17 protein-coding genes and 1 pseudogene are annotated in these 19,355 nt (G+C 73.5%); 7 read left to right on the forward strand and 11 right to left on the reverse strand.

Annotated features, from left to right (window positions below):
• Window positions 1-296: 296 nt before the first annotated feature.
• From ACFVXA_RS25280 to ACFVXA_RS25290, 3 genes are all read right to left on the reverse strand, one after another.
• The gene (locus ACFVXA_RS25280) at window positions 297-1,358 is read right to left on the reverse strand and encodes an ATP-binding protein (RefSeq protein WP_383745001.1); all 1,062 of its coding nucleotides are present in this window, start codon (window positions 1,356-1,358) and stop codon (window positions 297-299) included.
• A 172-nt stretch (window positions 1,359-1,530) separates the two neighbouring features.
• Complete coding sequence (locus ACFVXA_RS25285; RefSeq protein ID WP_390026798.1) at window positions 1,531-3,633, reverse strand: phage holin family protein; 2,103 nt, start codon at window positions 3,631-3,633, stop codon at window positions 1,531-1,533.
• A gap of 97 nt (window positions 3,634-3,730) precedes the next feature.
• Window positions 3,731-4,210: a hypothetical protein gene (locus ACFVXA_RS25290; RefSeq protein ID WP_389749105.1), complete on the reverse strand. Its 480-nt coding sequence runs from the start codon at window positions 4,208-4,210 to the stop codon at window positions 3,731-3,733.
• Between the two features lie 84 nt (window positions 4,211-4,294).
• On the opposite strand from ACFVXA_RS25290, the gene ACFVXA_RS25295 reads away from it, so the two are divergent.
• Window positions 4,295-5,068: an MBL fold metallo-hydrolase gene (locus ACFVXA_RS25295; protein WP_390026800.1), complete on the forward strand. Its 774-nt coding sequence runs from the start codon at window positions 4,295-4,297 to the stop codon at window positions 5,066-5,068.
• 286 nt (window positions 5,069-5,354) lie between these two features.
• Window positions 5,355-5,975, forward strand: coding sequence for a VTT domain-containing protein (locus tag ACFVXA_RS25300; protein WP_362031700.1), 621 nt, complete (start codon window positions 5,355-5,357; stop codon window positions 5,973-5,975).
• A gap of 170 nt (window positions 5,976-6,145) precedes the next feature.
• On the opposite strand, the gene ACFVXA_RS25305 is transcribed toward ACFVXA_RS25300, so the two are convergent.
• From ACFVXA_RS25305 to ACFVXA_RS25320, 4 genes are all read right to left on the reverse strand, one after another.
• Window positions 6,146-7,444 carry an MBL fold metallo-hydrolase gene (locus ACFVXA_RS25305; protein WP_390026802.1) on the reverse strand — a complete coding sequence of 433 codons (1,299 nt, stop codon included), beginning with the start codon at window positions 7,442-7,444 and terminating at the stop codon, window positions 6,146-6,148.
• On the reverse strand, window positions 7,441-8,688 hold the full coding sequence (locus ACFVXA_RS25310) for an aminotransferase class I/II-fold pyridoxal phosphate-dependent enzyme (RefSeq protein ID WP_390026805.1): 1,248 nt from the start codon (window positions 8,686-8,688) through the stop codon (window positions 7,441-7,443). The genes ACFVXA_RS25305 and ACFVXA_RS25310 overlap by 4 nt, the downstream gene beginning before the upstream one ends.
• A 282-nt stretch (window positions 8,689-8,970) precedes the next feature.
• A complete protein-coding gene (locus tag ACFVXA_RS25315) occupies window positions 8,971-9,978 on the reverse strand; it encodes a hypothetical protein (RefSeq protein ID WP_390026807.1) in 1,008 nt (335 codons plus the stop codon).
• Window positions 9,979-10,164: 186 nt separating this feature from the next.
• Complete coding sequence (locus ACFVXA_RS25320; protein ID WP_362031620.1) at window positions 10,165-10,881, reverse strand: ANTAR domain-containing protein; 717 nt, start codon at window positions 10,879-10,881, stop codon at window positions 10,165-10,167.
• Window positions 10,882-10,989: 108 nt separating this feature from the next.
• Between ACFVXA_RS25320 and ACFVXA_RS25325 the strand changes: the two genes are divergently transcribed.
• Window positions 10,990-12,117, forward strand: a complete 1,128-nt coding sequence (locus tag ACFVXA_RS25325; RefSeq protein ID WP_384022458.1) for a PAS domain-containing protein — start codon at window positions 10,990-10,992, stop codon at window positions 12,115-12,117.
• A 105-nt stretch (window positions 12,118-12,222) separates the two neighbouring features.
• Here ACFVXA_RS25325 and ACFVXA_RS25330 read toward each other — a convergent pair whose 3' ends face one another.
• Window positions 12,223-13,017, reverse strand: a complete 795-nt coding sequence (locus ACFVXA_RS25330) for an RNA polymerase sigma factor SigF (RefSeq protein WP_362031624.1) — start codon at window positions 13,015-13,017, stop codon at window positions 12,223-12,225.
• 265 nt (window positions 13,018-13,282) lie between these two features.
• On the opposite strand from ACFVXA_RS25330, the gene ACFVXA_RS25335 reads away from it, so the two are divergent.
• Together ACFVXA_RS25335 and ACFVXA_RS25340 are read left to right on the forward strand one after the other, a co-directional pair.
• Window positions 13,283-13,684, forward strand: a complete 402-nt coding sequence (locus ACFVXA_RS25335) for a DUF2795 domain-containing protein (RefSeq protein WP_384022455.1) — start codon at window positions 13,283-13,285, stop codon at window positions 13,682-13,684.
• 20 nt (window positions 13,685-13,704) lie between these two features.
• A pseudogene (locus ACFVXA_RS25340) lies at window positions 13,705-13,983 on the forward strand (CBS domain-containing protein); the annotation flags it as partial.
• Window positions 13,984-14,064: 81 nt separating this feature from the next.
• On the opposite strand, the gene ACFVXA_RS25345 reads toward ACFVXA_RS25340, so the two are convergent.
• The 3 genes from ACFVXA_RS25345 to ACFVXA_RS25355 all read right to left on the reverse strand — a co-directional run bounded on the left by ACFVXA_RS25345 (window position 14,065) and on the right by ACFVXA_RS25355 (window position 16,682).
• A complete protein-coding gene (locus tag ACFVXA_RS25345) occupies window positions 14,065-14,643 on the reverse strand; it encodes a TIGR03086 family metal-binding protein (protein ID WP_362031628.1) in 579 nt (192 codons plus the stop codon).
• The gene (locus tag ACFVXA_RS25350) at window positions 14,640-14,882 is read right to left on the reverse strand and encodes a DUF6158 family protein (RefSeq protein ID WP_362031630.1); all 243 of its coding nucleotides are present in this window, start codon (window positions 14,880-14,882) and stop codon (window positions 14,640-14,642) included. The genes ACFVXA_RS25345 and ACFVXA_RS25350 overlap by 4 nt, the downstream gene beginning before the upstream one ends.
• Window positions 14,883-15,062: 180 nt before the next feature.
• Window positions 15,063-16,682, reverse strand: coding sequence for an ATP-binding cassette domain-containing protein (locus tag ACFVXA_RS25355; protein ID WP_384022450.1), 1,620 nt, complete (start codon window positions 16,680-16,682; stop codon window positions 15,063-15,065).
• Window positions 16,683-16,904: 222 nt separating this feature from the next.
• On the opposite strand from ACFVXA_RS25355, the gene ACFVXA_RS25360 reads away from it, so the two are divergent.
• Window positions 16,905-18,398 (forward strand): bifunctional phosphatase PAP2/diacylglycerol kinase family protein, encoded by a 1,494-nt coding sequence (locus tag ACFVXA_RS25360; RefSeq protein ID WP_384022448.1) that lies wholly within the window; start codon window positions 16,905-16,907, stop codon window positions 18,396-18,398.
• A 104-nt stretch (window positions 18,399-18,502) separates the two neighbouring features.
• Window positions 18,503-19,324, forward strand: a complete 822-nt coding sequence (locus ACFVXA_RS25365) for a class I SAM-dependent methyltransferase (RefSeq protein WP_389469740.1) — start codon at window positions 18,503-18,505, stop codon at window positions 19,322-19,324.
• Window positions 19,325-19,355 lie beyond the last annotated feature (31 nt).

The raw sequence follows: 19,355 nt of genomic DNA on the forward strand, positions 1-19,355 counted from the left end.
CACACGCTGGGGGACGCAGCCCGCGCGCCCGGCGCCGCCGAGGAGCCGTCGGGGGCCGCAGACCACGCGCTCACGGACGCGGGCCGCCCGCCGGGCGCCGCGGGACGCCGCGCAGATCACGCGCGGGGTGCGGGGGGCCGTCCGCGTCAGGCCGCAGGCCGCGCGCCGGGGACCGCGGGCCGGCCGGCGGGCATCCCCGAGCAGCCGCCTGGGACCGCGGGCCGGCTGCCGGGCGACGCGGGACGCCGTCCGAGTCCCGCACCCGGTGCCGCGCGGCACTGCGCGACGGGGCCCCCTCATCGTCGGGCCTCCACCAGCCGCGGCATGTCCCGCGCTGCTTCCACCAGGAACCAGGCGGGTAGTACGGGGTTCCCGTCGGGGTCGGACGCGATGACGCTCTGGGCGACCTCGACGGAGATCTCGGCGAGCTGCACGAGCAGCGACTTGGCGCGGTACGCGGTCTGCCGGCCGTTCTCGGAGAGGTGCTCCTTGCTCGCGGGCAGCTCCTTGATGAGTCGGCCCCGGAAGGACTCGGCGAGGTAGTAGAGCAGGTCACGGTCCTCCGGGCGGCCCGGCCAGCGGGCGTCGCCCTTGAGGATGGCCTCGATGCCGAACCGGCTGCGCACGATCTTGACGTAGCCGCAGAAGGCCACCGCGTGCGCGGGCGTCAGTGTGCCGTGCGCGATCACCTTCAGGGTCGTCTCGTCGAGGGCCGGCCCGAAGGAGCGCAGCGCGTCGGAGAGCATGTGCCAGGAGCGGGGCGTGGAGAAGGGTTCCTCCGTCTTCGGCGGCTTGGACCACAGGTGGTCGGGGCGGTCGGTGAGGTGGTCCAGGATCCACGGGTGGATGTCGTTGGCGGCCGCCCAGGCGAGCCAGTCCTTCGGGGACGCCTCGAGGTGCACATGGGCGAGGCGGTTGATGAGCGCGGACGCGATCGGGCGGGCCAGCGCGTTGTCCGTCGCCCGGTTCCCCGCACCGATCACGATCGAGCCCGGCGGCAGCTCGTAGTTGCCGATACGGCGGTCCAGGATCAGCGAGTAGAAGGCCTTCTGCACGTCCGGCGTCGCCGCGTTCAGCTCGTCCAGGAACAGGCAGTACGGCTCGTCGCGGGCGATCGCCTCCGGCGGGCAGAACACCGACCGTCCGTCGCGGATCTGCGGAACGCCGATGAGGTCCTCGGGCGCCAGCTGCGTACCGAGCAGGCTCACGCACTCAAGACCCAGCGACTCGGCGAACTCCCTCACCAGGGAGGACTTTCCGATGCCGGGAGCGCCCCAGATGAACACCGGCCGCACGGTCGCGAGACCGAGCAGCAGCTCCGGTATCCGGCCGGGAGTGACGGTGACGGCTGCCTGCACGCAGCGGCTCCCCTCTTCGCGCCGGGGACCGGCGCCGCTGTCGTGAACGTGGTTGTCCGGTCGCTGAGCTGCTCGCCGTCGAGAGTACGCACTGGACGGCCGCGGAGGTCACTCATTTAAAGCGGAGCTGCGCTGCGGCGCGGGCACCCAGCGGAGCGGCACGCGGCCGCGTTCAGGCGGCGCGCTCGTCCGAGCGTGCCGGGAGCGGGACTTGGGGTCCGTCGCACTCGCGGAGCCACCGGCGCAGTACGCGGTGCACGTGCTCCGCGCCGACGAGTTCGCCGCCGTCCTCGACCGGCGCGGAGAACCCCACCGGCGACAGGAGGAAGGGCCGTGCCTGGGCCCCGCCGAGTCCGCCGTGCGAGCCGATCTGCTCCTCGAAGGCGAGGACTTCGCCCTCCCCGGGGTCGTACCAGGAGTTGACCATGATGTCGGCGACATGCGGGAAGGAGTGCGTGCGGCGTACGGCGTCGGCGGCACCGGGGCCGAAGTCGGCGAGCGGGCCCGGGTGTGTGTCGTCGAGCGCGTCCACCGGCGCCTCGGCGCCGTGCGCGCCGAGCACCAGGCCGCCGTGCGCCTCGCTGCGGACCAGCACGAAGCCGACGCCGGGGTGGTTGGCGAGCGTGGACAGCAGTGCGGGATGGCGCCGGTCGATCTCCTCGCGGCTCATCCGGTGCGCTACGTCGGGGAAGGAGATCAGGCCGAGGTTTCCGGAGGCCAGCACGATGGGCTCGGAGCGGCGCGAGGGGCGGTGCAGCTCGCCGCCCTCCTCGACCGGCCTGCGCAGCGCGGCCCGTACGGCGGCCCGCGCCTCGGCACCGCTGTGCGTGCGCTGCGCCTTGCGCGGCACCGGGAGCCCGCAGCCCGCGCGGACCAGGTTGCCGAGAGTGAGGCCGTAGCGGGTCAGGAAGGTCTCGCCGGGGCTCTGGCCGTGGTCCGACAGCAGCACGATCCGGTACGGCCGCGGCGCGTGCTCGGCGACCTTCGCGATCAGCGCGAGCGAACGGTCCAGCCGCTCCAGGACCTTCTCGGCGTCCCGGCTGCGCGGCCCCGAGTGGTGCGCCACCTCGTCGTACGCCACCAGGTCCGCGTAGACCGCGTTGCGCCCGGCGAGCATGTCGCCGATCACGGCGGCGACGACCACGTCCCGCTCGACGACGGTCGCGAAGGCACGGACGAAAGGGTAGAGGCCGCCGCGCTTGACCCGCGGCCGCCGCTTGTCGATCCGGGCCCGGGTGGACTGACCGGTCTCCCGGAAGACCTCGGCCACGAAGGACATCGCCGTACGGACCGCGTTGGCGGGGTCGCAGAAGTACGCGAAGTAGCCCGCCCGCGAGCGGTTCTCCCTCCCCCGCCTCGCCGCCACGGACAGCACGAGGGCCAGCTGGTCGGCGCCTCCGCTGAAGAGGTTGCCGCGGCTCGCGCCGTCGACGGTGAGCAGTCCGCCGTCACCGGTGTACTCGATGGCGCGGCGCTGGAGTTCGGCGGCGCTGGTGGGCCGGTTGCAGACCATGACTTCGTGGCTGTCCTTCTCGTACCACCGGAAGGCCGGGACGTCGTGGTTGCTGCCGTGCAGGATGCCGAGCTGGCTGGCGCCGGTCTGGCTGGACCAGTCGGTGCGCCAGGGGGTGAGCCGGTGGGTGGGGCGGCCGCTCCTCGGTGGGTTGCCGTTCCCGGTGGGGTCGCCGAGCCACTGTGCCACGGTCGGCATGAGCCCCTTGCGGACGGCCCCCTCCAGCACGTCGTGGCCGACACCGTCGAGTTGGAGGAAGACGGCACCGGGAGTCGACGGCCCGGGCCGCCCGTCGGAGCGCCTCCGGCGCCGGTCGGCGAGCCGGTACAGCCTGCGCCGGTACGCGTCGTCGTCCCGTACGGCGAGAGCACCACCGGTGGCCGAGGCGACGGCGGACATCACCGCGGCGACGACCACGGCGGTCTCGGGGGCGGCCGCACCGCCCCCGGAGGGGGTGATCCGCAGGGCGATCAGCAGCAGCGACCCGTTGAGGAAGAAGACGAGCAGCCCGAGCACGAGGGCGGGCACCAGCAGCAGCGCCCTGACGAGCAGGGGCCACACGAGCGACGACAGCAGACCGAAGGCGCCGGCACCGGCCGCGGCGGTGACGGCTATCTGGGTGGCGCTGTCCCCGTTGTCCGACTGCAACTGGAAGTCCGGGAGCAGGCCGGCCAGCACGAGCATCGTGACCGTGGACACCGCCCACACCGCGACGCTGCGCCACAGCCCGCTGAGGATCCGCCGCCAACGTCCGCCACCCACGCTCTGTTCCACCTCGCGTCCCCGGCCCGCCCGGCCTTGCTCCCACCCTGTCACAACGGGTGAGCGGCCTCGTCCGTCACCAGGTCCGCGGGGGAACTCAGCGGCCGTCGTACCCCGCCGTCGGCATCGACAGGCGGCGGTGCACCCGGGCCTTCATCTGGGCGTCGTACGACGGTTCCGCGTGGCCGACCGTCTCGACCCGTACGCCACGGCGTACGCACTCGGCGGTGAACTCGTCGACCGAGGCGAGGGCGCGTTCCAGTACGCGGCGGCTGGGCGCGACGAACAGGTCGACGAGGCCCGCCTCGACGTCGGCCCACAGGGTGCGGTGGTCGGGGCGCAGACCGCGGACGAGGAGTTCTCGGGTGACCACATAGCCGCGTTCGGCGGCCCAGCGGGCACACATCGCGTGCTGGCTGCGGGAGTCGACCAGGAAGGGATCCGCGTCCAGCTCCTCCAGGGGCGTCAGGCTCGCGATCGCCGTGACGCGCAGCGACGGAGGGCACGTAGGGGGGCCGCCCCGTTCGAACGAGCGCTTGAGGGCGTGCGTGCCGGAGCCACCGAGCGCGTCTCCCATGGCGTCCCCCTCACCTCCGGGTTTCGCCGCCGACCCTACTCCTGCCCGTAGGCTCGGGGGGAGTCGCGCGAAGGAGGCAAAGAGGTGCCGGCGGAGATCACCTGGTGGGGGCACGCCACCTGCACGCTGGAGGACTCCGGAACACGCGTGCTCACCGACCCGCTGTTCGCGCGCCGGCTCGCGCACCTGCGGCGCAGGCGCGGGGCGCCGCCCCCGCCCGAGGCCGCGGTCGCCGACGTGGCACTCGTCTCGCATCTGCACGCCGACCATCTGCACCTGCCCTCGCTGGCCCGGCTCGCGCCCGGCACCCTGCTGATCGTGCCGAAGGGCGCGCCGCGCGCGCTGCCCGGCCTGCGCCGCCTGGACCGTCTCCGGCTCATCGAGGTGGCGCCCGGCGACCGGACCCACATCGGTGACCTGGTCGTACGCACGGTGTCGGCGCGGCACGACGGACGGCGGCTGCCCGTCGGCCCGCACCGCTCCCCCGCCGTCGGGTACGTGGTCGAGGGCGAGGCCCGCACGTACTTCGCCGGGGACACCGGGCTGTTCGCGTCGATGGCCGAGGAGGTCGGACCGGTCGACGTGGCGCTGCTGCCGGTGGGCGGATGGGGGCCGTACCTCGGGGAGGGGCATCTCGACGCGGGGCGCGCGGCGCAGGCGCTCGCCGAGCTGATGCCGCGCAGCGCCGTGCCGGTGCACTACGGCACGTACTGGCCGATCGGGATGGACGCCGTGCGCCCCCACGAATTCCACGCGCCGGGCGAGGAGTTCGTACGCCTGGCCGCCGAGCGCGCGCCCAAGGTCACGGTCCACCGCCTCGAACACGGCGAGAGCGTCCGCCCGGAGGTCACCCGGTGACCCTCCCTCCCCCGACCGCCGACACACCGACGACGCGTGCGATACCTGCGCCGCCTCCGAGACCTGGGCCTGCGACACCCGCCACGGCTGACTCATCTGCGGCGACTGTCACGGGTGCGGCGACCCCATCCCGCGGGGTGGTGGTGAATCCGTCGTCCGTGAGGCGGGATCTCATAGGCCGCCGACCGGCCGAAGGCCGGACGGTGACAAGTCGGGGCGCCGTGTTCGCGGTGGCCCTACGGGGCGCCACGTGCGTACCGGGGGCCCGGTCGGAGGGCGCCCCGTGATGTTCCTGTCCGCCGCGGCCACGGCCGTCACGCCGGAGTCCACGCAGCAGGCGATCGGATACCCCTCGCTCTTCCTGCTGGTGCTGATCGGTGCGCTGGTGCCGGTGGTGCCGACGGGAGCGCTGGTGAGTTCGGCGGCGGTGGTCGCCTTTCACGAGTCGGCGCCGTTCGCGCTGTTGCTGGTCTTCGCAGTGGCGTCGCTCGCGGCGTTCCTCGGCGATGTCGCGCTGTACTGGCTCGGCCGCCGCGGTATGCGGTCCAAGAACGGCTCGCGCTGGCTGGAGACCCTCCGCGACCGCGCTCCCGAGGACCGTCTCGCACAGGCCCAGGAGAAGCTGAGCGACCACGGCATCGCCGTCCTCGTCCTCTCCCGCCTCGTGCCGGCCGGCCGTATCCCTGTCATGCTCGCCTGCCTGATGGCGAAGATGCCCCTGCGCACCTTCGCCCGCGGTGACGTCCCCGCCTGCCTCGCCTGGGCGGTGACGTACCAACTGATCGGCATCCTCGGCGGCTCACTGTTCAGTGAGCCGTGGGAGGGGGTGGTCGCGGCAGTGGTCCTGACGCTCGCGATCAGCGTGGGCCCGAGTCTGTGGCGGAGGGTGCGGAGGCCGGCCGCGTAGGCGCGTAGGCCGGGACCCGGATTCTCGCCCCCTCCGCCGCGCCCCGCCCCGCCCCGAACCCGAACCGAACCCGCCCCGTCCCGAACCGAACCCGCCCCGAACCGAACCCGAACCGAACCCGAGGGCTGCCGCCCCCAGGCCCCCGCACGGTGGCCTGAACGGCCTCGTCCTCAAACGCCGGACGTGCTGACACGCAGCACCCGTGATCCTCCCACCGGCACATCCCACAGGTCCTCCCGGGCCAGGCCCGCCTTCTCCCAGGCCGCGCGGACCCGTGTCAGGGGTTCCAGGACGGGCTCGGCGGAGAGGACGAAGGTGCCCCAGTGCATGGGGGCCATACGGTGGGCGCCGAGGTCGAGCGCGGCCTGGACCGCCTCCTCCGGATCGCAGTGGACGTCGCTGAGCCACCAGCGGGGGTCGTACGCGCCGATCGGCAACAACGCCAGGTCGATGCCCGGGTAACGCCGGCCGATGCGCGAGAACCAGTGGCCGTACCCCGTGTCGCCCGCGAAGTACACGCGTCGGCCTTCGGGCGCCGTCAGGACCCAGCCGCCCCACAGCGTGCGGCAGGTGTCGGTGAGGGTGCGCTTGGACCAGTGGTGGGCCGGGACGAAGTCGAAGCGGACACCGCGCAGTTCGGCCGCCTCCCACCAGTCCAGCTCGGTGACCCGGGTGAACCGGCGCCGCCTGAACCAGCGGCCCAGCCCGGCCGGCACGAACACCGGGGTGTCGCGCGGGAGTCGGCGCAGGGTGGGCGCGTCCAGGTGGTCGTAGTGGTTGTGGCTGATGACGACCGCGTCGACGCGCGGCAACGCGCTCCAGGCCACCCCGACCGGGGTGATCCGGGCCGGCGTGCCGAGGATCTTGCGGGACCAGACCGGGTCCGTGAGGACGGTGAGCCCGCCGATCCGGATCACCCAACTGGCGTGTCCCGCCCAGGAGACGGCGGCCGTGCGGGCCTCGACCTGGGGCAACGGCCCCGGTTCGAACGGCACCAGCGGAATGTCGGCGAGCCCCTCGGATCCCGGTCGCAGCGCGCCCTCGCGGGCGAACCTGGCAAAGGCCCGCAGCCCCGGCAGCGGTGCGGTCAGCCGGTCCGCGAACGACCGCGGCCAGACACGCGTCTCGCCGAGCGGACGGGGCTCGGCGAGGGGACCGACAGGAACGAGAGGATCGGCCGGAGCGAAAGGATCGGCGGGACCGGGCGGAAGCGCAGGACCGGGCGGAAGCGCAGGAACCAGGGAATCGGCTGGACCGAGGGAATCGGCTGAGGACACCTGCACAGCCGCCGCCTGGGCCGGAGACGAGACCGGATCGTCGGCTTCCTTGGTCGACGTAGTCGTAGTCGTAGTCGAAGCCGAGGCCGAAGCACCGGCCGAAGCCGAAGCCGAAGTCGAAGTCGAAATAGTGGACTTGCTCGTGGGCGTGGACTTGCTCGTGGTCGTGGTCGACTCGGACTGCTGCGTCATCGAGGAGGCTCCCATCGCTGAGCGTCGTCGCGGAGATCGTCGAAGGCCGACCCCAACAGGGTCAACGCGCGTTGCACATGTGGCAGTTCCAACGGCGAGGGTGACGTGAGGCATTCCGCCCGCTCCGCGTCCGTCGCGCCGAGCAGCGGCCCGGTGCCCAGCCGCACCCGCAGCGCCGCGAGGTCGTCGCCGAACCGGTGGCCGCCCGGCGCCGGCACACCGAGCCGGGCGGTGAGGAAGTCCTCCAAGTCCTGCGCGTCGCCCACGCCCTGCGCGCCCAGCGCGGAACGGAGCGGCCCGAGGTCCACGTACAGGTGTCTCCCGGCCTGCGGGGGCCGCGCGATGGCGCCCGACACGACCACCGCGTGATGCGCGGCGGCGGCCACGCGCGCGTGCAGGCGCGCCGCGATGGTGAGCCGTTCCGTGACACCGGCGGGCTCGCCCAGCGCGTACGCGGCTGCCGCGGCGACCGGTTCGGCGACCCACGCGCCGAGCGTGGTGAGCACGTCCAGGACTCGGGCGCGCAGCTGTACCCCCCAGTCGTTGTCCGGGAAACGGGCGACGGCGGCCGGCCAGCCCTGCGGCAGAAAGGCGCCCGCGAGGTCCGTGACGACGGTGACCTCGCCGGGCAGCATCTCGGCGGGGCTGAGCAACACCGTGTCGTGCGGCCGGTGCAGGGTGTCGCGCCAGGTTTCGTCGCTGACCACGTGCAGTCCCTCGGCCACCGCGGCCTCCACGCTCTCGTGGACGACCTCGGGCGGTGCGACGGTCGCGGTGGGGTCGTCGGCGACGGAGAGGACGAGCAGGCGCGGGTCGCCTCCTTCGGCCCGGACTCTGCGTACGGTCTCCAGCAGGGCGTACGGGTCCGGGACGCCACCGCACTCCGCGGGCGTCGCCACATGGAACACGGATCTGCCCAACAGGCGTGCCTGCGGCGCCCACCACGCGGCGCACGGACGCGGCACGAGGACGTCGCCGCCGAGCGCGCCGGTGAGCGCGAGGAGCAGTGCGGGGGCGCCGGGGGCGGCGGCCACCCGGTCGGGTGCGGCGGCGAGGCCCCGACGGGCCCAGTAGCCGCAGGCCGCGTCGAGGAGCGCCGGGCCGCCGCCGGAGGGCTCGGCGTCGGCACGGTCCGCGGCGGCGGCCAGCACGGCGCGGAGTTCCGGCAGCACGGGCAGGCCCTGATCGGGAAGGGGTGGGCCGTAACGGACGGGGCCGTGCCCTTCCGGATCCGTCCGCCGCATACGTGCCTCCGCGCAGTCCGTGGTTCCGTGCCGTGCCTGTCCCCGTGCTGCCGCCTCCGTACGGTCTCCGGTGCTCGTGCTCCTGCCCCGTCGGGCGGTCCCTCGTCAGTCTCCGCCAGTCCCCCCACCCCCGTATGTCTCTTCCGGCCGCTCGTACGCCTCTTCTGACTCTCCGGTCACTTCGTACAGCCCCCCGCCAGGGTGCCGCTCGCGCTCTCGGCCTCTCCGTACCCAGGGTGGGACCGCCCCATGGCGCCCACTCGGGTTCCGCCCCGCACCACGTCAACGGCTCGCTGATCTGCCCTTGCGGAGCAGCCGGTGGGCGGCCGCGCCCAGCGCGCCCGCGATCAGGACACCCCCGGCGACCAGGGCAGGGACGGAGTCGGTGAAGGCACCGCCCTCGCCGGCCTGCACCCCGCCCCGCATGGTCGGGGGGCGTTGCGCGGTGTCGCTGTCCGAGGGGCGTTCCGCGGCATCGCTCCCCGGCGGGCGCTGGCCCGAGCCGCCGTCCGGAGGCAGCTGTGCCGTGCCGCTGCCCGGCAGCCGCTGTTCGGTGCCGCCGTCCTGAGGACGCTCCGCGGTACCGCCGTCTTGAGGACGCTCCTCCGTACCGTCGTCCTGAGGCTGCTGCACGGTGCCGCCGTCCTCAGCGCGCGGCTCCAAGCCGCCGACCCCTGGGGGCTGCTCCAAGCCGCCGACCCCTGAGGGTTGCTCCAAGCCGCCGACCCCGGGCGGCTGCTCCAAGCCGCCGACCTCAGGCCGCTGCACAATGCCGCCACCCTCAGGGCGCTGCACGGTCCCGCTCGTCCCGGTGTCGTCGCGGGGCACGGTGCCGCCCGGGGCCACGGTGTACGAGGCCTTCCACGGTTTCTCCTGGCCGCCCGGCGCCACGGGGCACGCTCCGGCAACGCCCCATTGGGACCGGGACTCCGGGCCCGCCGCCAGGGATTGGGCCTGGGGGACGGCCTGAGGGACGGCTTGGGGGACGGCCTGGGCGACGTCGGCGTGCGGGATACGGGCCGTACCCCGGTAGGCGGCGGCGCCCGCCGCCCCCTGTATCCGGCGCAGCTGGACCTTGCCCTCCTCGAACCCCTCCGAGGTGGCGTCGATGAAGTCGGGCGGGGATCCGCCGATCGCGTCGCAGGTGACGGAGATGGTGACGGTGCCACCGGGTTCGACGGAGCCCGGGCTGACCTCCGCGGCCGGATCCGCGGACGCGGTCGACGCGGCGGCGCCCAGGGCGGCGCCGGCCAGGGCGGTGGCGGACAGAACACGGGCGGTACGGCGCATGGGTGGGGCTCCTTCGGCCGGGGCGGCGTTCCCGAGGGGCACGGCACGGCCGTCGTGCCCCCGGAGCCCATCACAGCCCGCCCGGCGGCGCGGCGCGCGCGGCCGGGCACCATTCGCGGGACACAGGCGCCCGAGCGGGTGACACCACGGAGCCCGCGGCCACCCCCGCAAAGTGCCCGCGCCTGGTCAGTTGGAGAGGGAGACGAGCTGCTGCTCCAGCCCCCGGCCGCGTTTGTCGACGACGGCCGCGGCGACGTCGGACAGTTTGCGGTTGGTGCCCTGCGAGATGCGGCGCAGAACCCCGAAGGCCGTGTCCGCGTCGCAGCCCAGGACGTGCATGACGATGCCGCACGCCTGGTCGACGACGGGCCGGGAACGCAGCGCGGTACCCAGCTGGTCGAGCTCGGTGAGCACGGCGCGGTAGGAGCGGTCGCGCACCAGACAGGTCGCGGCGACGTCGCCGAGCGCCCGGGCGGGACCGTGCGGGGCGTCCTCCAGGGCGCCGGGCCGGAAGCTGTAGAGGCTGAGGGTGACGGTCAGCCCGGAGCGGCGGAAGGGCAGGGTGACGCTGGAGCGCACGCCCGCGTCGAGGGCCATCGCGCGGTACTCCGGCCAGCGCTCGTCGACCAGCAGGTCCGCCGAGTCGACGGGTGCACCGCGCTCCAGGGCGGCCGGGATCGGCCCGTCGCCGGAGCGGAGCTGCACCGAGACGAGTCCGGCGAGGTCGGGGTGGGTCACCGCGGCGGGCCGCTCCGCGCCGCCCTCGGCCACCATGCCGCTGGCGCCACAGCAGTCGGTGGTACAGCGTGCGGCCTGCTCGACGAGTTCCGAGAGCCTCCTCGCGGGCAGGGCGGACTCGGGCGATTCCGTTCCCAGACGTTCGAGTCGACCGGTTTCCGGCATGGTCTTCCTCCTCTCCTCGCGGCTTCCCGCTCACCTGCGCAGAAAACGCGTTCCGCGGGTTCCACGCCCGGCCCACCCGGAACGCCTGCCTCGGGTTACGTTCGTCGCATGGCGCAGACGGACGAATTCGGTGAAGAACTCGCGGATTTCGTACGCCGCGTCGCGGAGCTCAAGACGGCGCGGTCCGTACCGGCCGACGACCTGCCCACGGTGCTCGACGCGGCCATCTTCGAACTCGACCATGTGGCCGACCGGTTGTGGCCGCGGTTCCAGCACCTGACCTCGGGCGGGCCGTCCGGCGTCGCCGCGGTGGACCGTCAGGAACAGCAGCTCCTCAAGGCGCTCTTCCAGCGGGTGCCGGTACCCGTCGCGCTGGTCGACCGGGAGACGGTGGTGCGCAGGCTGAACTTCGCGGCGACCGCGTTCACCGGCGTCCGTGCGGGCTATGCGACCGGGCGGCCGCTGACCGGGTTCCTCGCGCACGCGGACCGTGCCGCGTTCCGCTCGCAGGCGGCGGCGGTGGCGCGCGGGGAGGGCGACCGGGGGCTCACCGTCCACCTCCAGCAGCAGCCCTCGGTGCCGGTGCGGACGACGCTCACCGCGCTGCGGCCCAGCGGGGAGCCGCGGACCGCCGTACTCGTGGTCCTGCAGCCGGTGGAGGATTCCCCGGTGCCGTCGCGGCGGAGCGCCCCGGGCCCCGCGGTGCCGAGCCTCGCCGAGACCACCCGGCACGCGACGCTGATGGACCTGGTGGACGCGATGACGACGGCGCTGCTGAGCACCCGGGCCGGGGACGGTACCGCGGTGCTCGAACGGGCGGCCGGGGTGCTGCACGGGCGGTTCGCGGACTGGGTGGTGGCCGACACGGGGGCCGCACGGCTGTCGCGTACGACCGTGCTGGGGCCGTCGGAGCGCGCCGGGGAGGTGGCGGCCGTGGCCGCACAGGATCCCGCCGCGTGCCCCCTCGTCGTGGAGGCGGCACGCGGCGGATCCACCGCCCTTCAGGTGCGCCCGGAGGACCCGGACGCCTTCGGCCGTGACGCCTCGGGCGCCCCCGTCCTCGTACGCGCGAACGTGACGTCGTTGCTGTGCGTGCCGCTGACCACCGGGCCCGGGCCCGTACGCGGGGTGCTGACGCTGTTTCGCAGCGGGGCCCGCTCGGCGTTCTCGATGGCGGAGGCGCAGGCGATGGACATGATGTCCCGTCACATAGCTCTGGCGCTGGGCGCCCCGTGAGGGCCACGGGGAACCGCACGGCCGGTCACCACCGGACCCGCACCCGCCCGACCACCCCACTCGGCGCGGCCCCGCACTCCGGAGCGGCCCCACCCTGCGGAGCGCCTACGCGGCGTCGCGCATCACCTGGTCGCGCAGCCGGTTGCAGCAGCGGGTGATCAGGCGGGAGACGTGCATCTGGGAGATGCCGAGCTCGTCCGCGATGCGGCTCTGGGTCATGTCGCCGAAGAACCGCATGTAGAGGATGGTGCGCTCCCGCTCGGGCAGGGCCTGCAGGCGGGGCTTGACGGCCTCGCGGTCGATGACGGTGTCGAGGGCCGGGTCGGCCGAGCCGAGGGCGTCGCTGAGCGAGTAGCCGTCGTCGCTTCCCGGCAGTTCGGCGTCCAGGGAGAGCGCGGTGAAGCTCTCCAGTGCCTCCAGGCCGGTCCGGACGTCCTCCTCGCTCATCCGGGCGTGCTCGGCGATCTCCGCGACGGTGGGCCGGCGGCCCGAGATCGTCTGGGAGAGGTCCTGGCTGGCGAAACGCACCCGGTTGCGCAGGTCCTGGACCCGGCGCGGTACGTGCAGGGTCCACATGTGGTCGCGGAAGTGGCGCTTGATCTCGCCCGTGACCGTCGGCACGGCGTAACTCTCGAACGCGTTGCCGAGCTCGGGGTCGTACCGGTCGACGGCCTTGACCAGACCCAGCGCCGCGACCTGGCGCAGGTCCTCGTAGTTCTCGCCGCGGCTGCGGAAACGTCCCGCGAGCCGGTCGGCCATGGGCAGCCATGCTTCGACGATCTGCTCACGCAGCGTGTCGCGCTGCTGGCCCGGGGGGAGGGTGGCGAGCTTGCGGAATGCCTCTGCCGTATCGGGGGCGTCGTTGTGCGGATGGTGCTTCGCGCTCGCTTGGGTTCGCATGGTGCGTCGCAACTCCCTTGGAGGTGCCATGGGTTGGACGGACACCGTGGGAGCGCACCCGTGCGCCGGATCGGGTACACCCGTGGCGCGGTACACCGCTCCCACGGACGTGCCTCCGGTCCGAAGCACTGCAGGTGCGTCTGCCCCGCGGTATGCGGGACAAACACCTGCCTGCGCGAGGTCGTTGCGGCCCTGCCCGGAGTGCGACGTGTCGACTCCGGGGGCATGGGTACGCGATCTTCGACCCCGACCATTGGAGTGTCTCATGCAGCGAGGCAGCGACCGGCTGAGCGTCCACCGGGACGAGGAGATGAAGCACGAACTACGAGGTCTGCTCAGGTCCGGGCACCCCACCCGCAGCGAGGAGTGGCACGACCCGGAGCCGACCGCCGACGACGATCCGCGGATCGCAGGCGGACCCGCGGCACCGGGCCGCCCGGCCGTCTCCGTCGAGACGGTGCGCCTCGAACTGGCGCGGATCCTCGGCCGTACGTCGTTCCCCGCGCGTCCCCGCGAACTGATGGGCGTCCTGCGGGACAAGCACGCGCCGGACGTTCTCGTCGAGTCACTGGAGCGACTGCCGCACAAGGCGCGCTACGCCACCGCGCACGAGCTGGCCGAAGCAGTCGTCCACGCCGGAGAAGCGGCCGGGCGAGAGGAGGCGTAGCCGACCGGGCGACGGGAGGCATTAGGCAGTCAGGAGGCGTAGGCGCAGGCGCCAGGACGAAGGAAGGAGTCGTCGCGGTCCCCCCGGACGCCTCGCTGGTCGAAGCCGCGCAGTTGATGCGCGCCCGGGATATCGGGGATGTCCTGGTGACCGGCGGCCACCGGCTGCTCGGGGTGCTCACCGACCGTGACATCGCGTCGCGCGGCGTCGCCGGCGGCGCCGATCCGCTGACCGTGAGCGTGGTGGTCGGCCCGGACGACGCCGAGTCCACCGCGATCGAGCTGACGCGCCCGACAGCGCGTGAGCCGTGGGACGACGGGTCCCGGCGGTCTGTCGTCCTACGGCTCACGGCTCAGGGCTTACGGCTCAGGGCTTACGGCTCAGGGCTCACGGCCCAGCAGGCACAGCAGCCTCGTCTGCCCATCGGCTTCGGGCGGGGGCTCCACCGGCGCGGCGAAGAGGCCGGCCAGCGCCAGGTCGGCGGGGTACGGGGCGACCTCGCGGGCCGCGAAGGCCAGGAGGTCGTCGGGCAGCCGCTCGTCGGCGCCGATCGCGCGGGCCAGGTCCCAGGAGTGCACGGTCAGGTCGGTCACCAGCTGGGCGCAGTAGAAGGTGCCCGCGGCGAGGCCGTACGAGAGGGGGACGACGCGCTCGAGAGCGCCCGGGGCGGCGAAGGTCTCCCGGCAGGCGCGGGCCGATGCGTCCCAGGAGGCGGCCGGATCGGAGCCCAGCACATCGCCGTCGTAGGTGTCCGCGATCTCCTCGACCGTGGCACCGTCCCGGAGCAGCGGGGGCACCCACAGCTGCTCGCCGACGAGGTGGTTGACGAGATCGCGCACGGACCAGTCGGTGCAGGGGGTGGGGGCGTTCCACTGGTCGTCCCGGACCGCGTGGACGCGGTCGCCGAACAGGTCGAGGGCCTCCGTGTGCCGGGTGAGCAGCGGGTTCCCGGCGGTCATGACGGCGTCGCTTCCGTGGGTCCCCGCTCCCGGGCCCCGTCCCGGGTACGGCCCGCGGAGATGGGGCGGCGCGGGTGGCGGCGCAGGTACTCGCCCTCCAGCTGGGCCATGCGGTGATTGTGGGTCCGCAGCGCGTCGTTCGAACCGTGCAACAGCGTGTCGTGGCGTGTGCGGTGGATGTTCTCCAGCTCTTTCATCAGCTGCTGGTCGTCCAGCCGGCTCGGGTCGACTCCGGTCATGGTGGTACCCCGCTCGTCGTGGCCTCGGTGCGGTCCGCATGCCCGCCCGGCAAGCAGTACCCCGAGCGGCGGCCGGGAGGGAGCCATGGATCTCACCTGTCTCCCTCCACTCTACGAACATCCGGGCCCCCGGTCCTCCGCGTGCGGCGCCCCCTTGTGCGCCGGGGCCGGCGGGCGCCGCTAGCGGGCCCGCTCCACCCGGCGCTCGTCCCACACCGGCTCCTGGGTCTCGCGGACCCGGCCGTCGGAGCCGAAGACCAGATAGCGGTCGAAGGAGCGGGCGAACCAGCGGTCGTGTGTGACCGCGAGAACCGTGCCCTCATAGGCCTCCAGGCCCTCCTGGAGGGCCTCCGCGGATTCCAGGTCGAGGTTGTCGGTCGGCTCGTCGAGCAGCAGGGCGGTGGAGCCCTCCAGCTCCAGCAGAAGGATCTGGAAGCGGGCCTGCTGGCCGCCGGAGAGCCTCTCGAAACGCTGCTCGGCCTGGGCGGTCAGCTCGTAGCGGCGCAGCCGGGACATGGCGGCGCCGCGGTCCTGGGCGTGCTCGGTCCACAGGATGTCGAGCAGCGCCCGGCCCTCCAGCTCCGGGTGGGCGTGCGTCTGCGCGAAGTGCCCCGGGGCGACCCGCGCACCGAGCTTCCACTCCCCCGTGTGCGCGACGGTGTCGCCGGCGAGCAGACGCAGGAAGTGGGACTTGCCGGAACCGTTGGAGCCGAGTACGGCGACCCGTTCGCCGTAGAACACCTCCAAGTCGAAGGGGTTCATCAGCCCGGTGAGCTCAAGTCCCTTGCAGGTCACGGCCCTTACGCCGGTACGACCGCCGTGCAGCCGCATCTTGATGTCCTGCTCGCGCGGCGGCTCCGGAGGCGGCCCGGCCTCCTCGAACTTCCGCAGCCGGGTCTGCGCGGCCTGGTACCGGGACGCCAGCTCATGGCTGATGGAGGCCGCCTGACGCAGATTCAGCACCAGCTTCTTCAGCTGGGCGTGCTTCTCGTCCCAGCGCCTGCGCAGCTCCTCGAAGCGCGCGAAACGCTCCCGCCGCGCCTCGTGGTAGGTCTGGAATCCGCCACCGTGCACCCAGGCGTCGGCACCCGTGGGGCTGGGCTCGACACTGACGATCTTCTGGGCGGCGCGTGCCAGCAGCTCCCGGTCGTGCGACACGAACAGGACGGTCTTGCGGGTCTCCTTGAGCCGCTCCTCCAGCCAGCGCTTGCCCGGCACGTCGAGGTAGTTGTCCGGCTCGTCGAGCAGCAGCACCTCGTCGGTGCCGCGCAGCAGGGCCTCCAGCACGAGCCGCTTCTGCTCGCCGCCGGACAGCGTCCGCACCAGCCGCCACTGCGCCTTCTCGTACGGGACTCCGAGCGCGGCCGTCGTGCAGATGTCCCAGAGCGTCTCGGACTCGTATCCGCGCACCTCGGCCCAGTCGGAGAGCGCCTGCGCGTACCGCAGCTGGGCGGCCTCGTCGTCCACCGTCATGATCGCGTGCTCGGCGGCGTCGACGGCCTTGGCCGCCTCGCGGATCCGCGGCGGTGCCACGGACACCAGCAGGTCCCGAACGGTCGTCTCGTCCCGTACGGCACCCACGAACTGCCGCATCACGCCGAGCCCGCCCCCTACGGTGACGGTCCCACCGTGCGGCTTCAGCTCCCCCGAGATGAGCCGCAGCAGCGTCGTCTTGCCGGCCCCGTTGGGCCCCACCAGGGCCACGACGGCCCCTTCGCCGACCCGAAACGACACATCGCCGAGCAGCGCCCTCCCATCGGGAAGGTAGTACTCAAGGTGCGCGGCTTCGAGATGTCCCATGAGGCGGCATTCTCCGGTCAGCCAGGTCCCCAGGCAAACGCGTTTCCCGATTCGGCCCGTCCGGCGTCCGAGGACGAGCGCGAAGCGCTGGACCGGGAGTGGGGGGGCGGGGGCGGAGTCCGCCGGGTACGGGAGGGGTAGGGGCGGGGGCGGAGTCCCCCGGGTACGGGGCGGGTAGGGGCGGGGGGCGAGGAAACGGCTTCGCTGGGTATACGCACGCCCATGACCCCAGACGTAGACCTCACCGTCCGCCCCCCGGGGCCGCACGCACTCAGGGACCGCTTCCTCGCGGCCGACAGCCGCCTCTTCGAGGCGGTGGCCGCCCGGCACTGGCCGGGCTGCGACCGCCTGCTGCCCAGGCTCAGCCGCACCGCGAACCACGGCGTGCTGTGGTTCGCCGCGGCGGCGGCGATCACCGCGACCCGCACCCCCCGGGCCCGCCGCGCCGCCGTCCGAGGCCTCGCCTCCCTCACCCTCGCCTCCGCCACCATCAACACCCTCGGCAAGCGCTCGGTGCGCCGCAGCCGTCCGGCCCTGGACCCCGTCCCGCTGGTCCGGCGGCTCAAGCGCCAGCCGATCACCACCTCGTTCCCGTCGGGCCACGCCGCCTCGGCCGCGGCCTTCGCGACGGGCGTGGCCCTGGAGTCACGCGGCTGGGGCGCGGCGGTCGCACCGCTCGCCACCGCGGTGGTCCTCTCCCGCGTCTACACGGGTGTCCACTTCCCGAGCGATGTCCTCGCGGGCGCCGTCCTGGGCGTGGGCGCCGCATACGCCGTACGCGGTCTGGTCCCGACCCGGGACCACCTCACGCCGCCCGGCCGCCCCCGCGCCGACGCGCCCGCGCTTCCCGAGGGCGAGGGCCTGGTCATGGTGGCGAACACCGGCTCGGGCTCCGCGGACCGGGTGAACGCGCTGCGCGCCACCCTGCCGCGCGCCGAGATCGTGGAGTGCCTGCCGGCCGACGTCCAGGAGGAGTTGGAGAAGGCGGCGACCCGCGCCAGGGTGCTCGGCGTGTGCGGCGGCGACGGCACGGTGAACGGCGCCGCCGCGGTGGCGCTGCGCCACGGCCTCCCGCTGGCCGTCCTGCCGGGCGGCACCCTCAACCACTTCGCCCAGGACCTCGGTGTGGAGGGCGAACGCGATCTGAGCCGCGCCCTCCAGCAGGGCGACGCGGTACGCGTGGACGTGGGCCGGTTCTCCTCGGGCGCCACGGAGGGCATCTTCCTCAACACGTGCAGCCTGGGGGTCTATCCGGAGCTGGTGCGCGAACGGGAACACTGGTCCCCGCGGATCGGCGGCTGGCCGGCCGGAGTGCTCGGCGCCCTGCGCGTCCTGCGTGCCGACCACCATCCGCTGCGGGCCGAACTGAGCGGCCGTACCCACCCGTTGTGGATGCTGTTCGCCGGCAACGGGACGTATCACCGCATGGGGCTCTCCCCGGCCCGCCGCGTCGACCTCTCGGACGGACAGCTGGACGTACGGGTGGTGCACGGCGGCCGTCACCCCGCCGTCCGTCTGCTGGCCGCCGCCTTCGCGGGCCCGCTGACCCGCTCACCCGCGCACGCGGCCGTACGGGTGCGCCGGCTGCGCCTGGACGGCGTCGCGCCCGGCACCCTCCTCGCCTACGACGGTGAAGTCACGGAGGTGGCGGGCCAGGTGACCCTTCGGAAGTCTCCCGAGGCGCTCACGGTCTACCGACCGCTCGCCTCACGCTGAAGCCCTCCCACAGTTATTCCATATAGCGAGACGCAGGTCTCAGCATTCGACATGAGCGCGTACGGTGATACGCAGTCGCCGAGAAGACCAGAAGGGGAACGGTCATGTCGAAGTCGCAGGAGACCGCCGTCTACACGCACGGCCACCACGAGTCCGTGCTGCGTTCGCACACCTGGCGCACCGCCGCCAACTCCGCGGCGTACCTGCTCGACTCGCTGAAGCCCCATATGAAGATCCTGGACATCGGCTGCGGCCCGGGCACCATCACCGCCGACCTGGCGGAACGAGTGCCCGACGGACAGGTCACGGGCGTCGACCGCGCGCCCGCGATCCTGGACCAGGCCCGGGCCGTGGCGGCCGAACGCGGCCTGCGCAACGTGGAGTTCGCGGTCGCGGACATCCACGCGCTGGAGTATCCGGACGACACCTTCTGCGTGGTCCACGCCCACCAGGTGTTGCAGCACGTGGGCGATCCGGTGCGGGCGCTGCGCGAGATGTACCGGGTGACCAGGCCGGGCGGGTTCATCGCGGTCCGCGACGCGGACTACTCGGCGATGACCTGGTATCCGGCGTCGCAGGGCATGAGCGACTGGCTCGACCTGTATGTACGGGTGGCCCGTGCCAACGGGGGTGAGCCGGACGCGGGGCGCCGTCTCAAGTCGTGGGCGTTGGCGGCCGGCATCCGGGACATCACGGCCACGTCGAGCACGTGGACCTTCGCCACCGAGGCCGAGCGGGAGTGGTGGAGCGGGCTGTGGGCGGACCGCACGCTGGCCTCGGCGTACGCGGAGCGCGCCACGGAAGGCGGCCACGCGACCATGGACGGGCTGCGGGCCGTGTCGGACGCCTGGCGGGAGTGGGGGCGGCAGGAGGACGGCTGGTTCTCCGTCCTGCACGGAGAGATCCTCTGCCGCAAGGAAGCCTGACCCCTTCCAGGCCCGATCCCTTCCAGGGGGC

The organism is Streptomyces sp. NPDC058246 (assembly GCF_042881985.1).
GTDB lineage: Bacteria > Actinomycetota > Actinomycetes > Streptomycetales > Streptomycetaceae > Streptomyces.

Bases quoted from the DNA above. Each gene is read 5' to 3' on its own strand.
- ACFVXA_RS25290 (WP_389749105.1), bottom strand. From the start codon at position 4,210: ATGGGAGACGCGCTCGGTGGCTCCGGCACGCACGCCCTCAAGCGCTCG.
- ACFVXA_RS25300 (WP_362031700.1), top strand. From the start codon at position 5,355: ATGTTCCTGTCCGCCGCGGCCACGGCCGTCACGCCGGAGTCCACGCAG.
- ACFVXA_RS25305 (WP_390026802.1), bottom strand. From the start codon at position 7,444: ATGACGCAGCAGTCCGAGTCGACCACGACCACGAGCAAGTCCACGCCC.
- ACFVXA_RS25310 (WP_390026805.1), bottom strand. From the start codon at position 8,688: ATGCGGCGGACGGATCCGGAAGGGCACGGCCCCGTCCGTTACGGCCCA.
- ACFVXA_RS25315 (WP_390026807.1), bottom strand. From the start codon at position 9,978: ATGCGCCGTACCGCCCGTGTTCTGTCCGCCACCGCCCTGGCCGGCGCC.
- ACFVXA_RS25320 (WP_362031620.1), bottom strand. From the start codon at position 10,881: ATGCCGGAAACCGGTCGACTCGAACGTCTGGGAACGGAATCGCCCGAG.
- ACFVXA_RS25325 (WP_384022458.1), top strand. From the start codon at position 10,990: ATGGCGCAGACGGACGAATTCGGTGAAGAACTCGCGGATTTCGTACGC.
- ACFVXA_RS25330 (WP_362031624.1), bottom strand. From the start codon at position 13,017: ATGCGAACCCAAGCGAGCGCGAAGCACCATCCGCACAACGACGCCCCC.
- ACFVXA_RS25335 (WP_384022455.1), top strand. From the start codon at position 13,283: ATGCAGCGAGGCAGCGACCGGCTGAGCGTCCACCGGGACGAGGAGATG.
- ACFVXA_RS25345 (WP_362031628.1), bottom strand. From the start codon at position 14,643: ATGACCGCCGGGAACCCGCTGCTCACCCGGCACACGGAGGCCCTCGAC.
- ACFVXA_RS25350 (WP_362031630.1), bottom strand. From the start codon at position 14,882: ATGACCGGAGTCGACCCGAGCCGGCTGGACGACCAGCAGCTGATGAAA.
- ACFVXA_RS25355 (WP_384022450.1), bottom strand. From the start codon at position 16,682: ATGGGACATCTCGAAGCCGCGCACCTTGAGTACTACCTTCCCGATGGG.
- ACFVXA_RS25360 (WP_384022448.1), top strand. From the start codon at position 16,905: ATGACCCCAGACGTAGACCTCACCGTCCGCCCCCCGGGGCCGCACGCA.
- ACFVXA_RS25365 (WP_389469740.1), top strand. From the start codon at position 18,503: ATGTCGAAGTCGCAGGAGACCGCCGTCTACACGCACGGCCACCACGAG.